Below are 1,950 nucleotides of genomic sequence, written 5' to 3' on the forward strand. Positions count from 1 at the left end.
CATGACCATTGAAACTTCTGGGAAACATCCGATTCCGCCGGGTTTTGGGGATGCCCTGGTCCAGCCTGGCGATTACGCCCGCATGTATGCCGAATCGATCTCGGACCCTGACGGGTTCTGGGGCCGCGAGGGCAGGCGGCTGGACTGGATCCACCCCTATTCCAGGGTGAAGAACACCGATTTCGCCATGGGCCAGGTCTCGGTGAAGTGGTTCGAGGACGGCATCCTGAACGCCTCGGTCAATTGCATTGACCGCCACCTGCCCGGGCGCGCGAACCAGACCGCGATCATCTTCGAGCCGGACGACCCGGACCAGCCGGCGCGCCACATCACCTATGCGGAACTGTCGGAAAAGGTGAACCGCTTCGCCAACGTGCTGCTGAGCCAGGGGGTGATGCGCGGCGACCGGGTGGTGATCTACCTGCCGATGATCCCCGAGGCCGCCTATGCCATGCTGGCCTGCGCGCGGATCGGCGCCATCCACTCCATCGTCTTCGCCGGCTTCTCGCCCGACGCGCTGGCCAACCGCATCAACGACAGCGGTGCCAAGCTGGTGATCACCGCCGACACCGCGCCGCGCGGCGGCCGCAAGACGGCGCTGAAGTCGAATACCGACGCGGCGCTGCTGCATTGCTCGGACCGGGTGCGCTGCCTGGTGGTCAGGCATACCGGCGACCAGACCAGCTGGATCGACGGGCGCGACGTGGACGTGCTGGCGATGATGGAGCAGGTCAGCCCGGATTGCCCGCCGCGGCCGATGAATGCCGAGGACCCGCTGTTCATCCTCTATACCTCGGGCTCGACGGGCAAGCCCAAGGGCGTGGTGCATTCGACCGCCGGCTACCTGCTTTATGCCGCGATGACGCATCAATACGTCTTCGACTACAAGGACGGCGACATCTTCTGGTGCACGGCCGACGTGGGGTGGGTGACGGGGCACAGCTATATCGTCTACGGCCCGCTGGCCAACGGCGCCACGACGCTGATGTTCGAGGGCGTGCCGACCTGGCCGGATGCCGGCCGCTTCTGGGCGGTCTGCGAAAAGCACGGGGTCAACCAGTTCTACACCGCGCCGACCGCCATCCGGGCGCTGATGGGGCAGGGGCCGGAATGGGTCGAGAAGCACGACCTGTCCAGCCTGCGGGTGCTGGGCACGGTGGGCGAGCCGATCAACCCCGAGGCCTGGGTCTGGTACGACCGGCATGTGGGCAAGGGGCGCTGCCCGATCGTCGACACCTGGTGGCAGACCGAGACCGGGGGTCACATGATCACCTCGCTGCCCGGCGCGATCGAGGCCAAGCCGGGCTCGGCGACGCTGCCCTTCTTCGGGGTCAGGCCGGTGGTTCTGGATGCCTCGAGCGGGGCGGTGCAGGAGGGCGACGGGGTCGAGGGGGTGCTGTGCATCGCCGACAGCTGGCCGGGGCAGATGCGCACGGTCTGGGGCGACCACCAGCGCTTCATGGAGACTTATTTCCAGCAATATCCGGGCTATTACTTCACCGGCGACGGCTGCCGGCGGGACGAGGACGGCTATTACTGGATCACCGGGCGGGTGGACGACGTGATCAACGTCTCGGGCCACCGGATGGGCACGGCCGAGGTGGAATCGGCGCTGGTGGCGCATGAGAAGGTGGCCGAGGCGGCGGTGGTGGGCTATCCGCACCCGCTGAAGGGCCAGGGCATCTATGCCTATGTGACGCTGATGAACGGGGTCGAGCCCAGCGACGAGCTGCGCGCCGACCTTGAGAAATGGGTGCGCACCGAGATCGGCCCGATCGCCAAGCCCGACCTGATCCAATGGGCGCCGGGCCTGCCCAAGACCCGTTCGGGCAAGATCATGCGCCGCATCCTGCGCAAGATCGCCGAGGACGATTTCGGCGCCCTCGGAGACATCTCCACGCTCGCAGACCCGGGCGTCGTGGACCAACTCATCGAAAACAGAATGAACCG

General features: G+C 66.6%; 1 protein-coding gene. It reads left to right on the top strand.

Annotated features, from left to right (window positions below; genetic code table 11):
- Position 1: 1 nt before the first annotated feature.
- Positions 2-1,950, top strand: a 1,949-nt coding sequence (acs, locus tag QPR87_RS23490) for an acetate--CoA ligase (protein ID WP_285051563.1), incomplete at its 3' end; no start/stop codon positions are given.

This window comes from Paracoccus sp. SSJ (genome assembly GCF_030234105.1).
In the GTDB taxonomy this organism is placed as follows: Bacteria; Pseudomonadota; Alphaproteobacteria; order Rhodobacterales; family Rhodobacteraceae; genus Paracoccus; species Paracoccus denitrificans.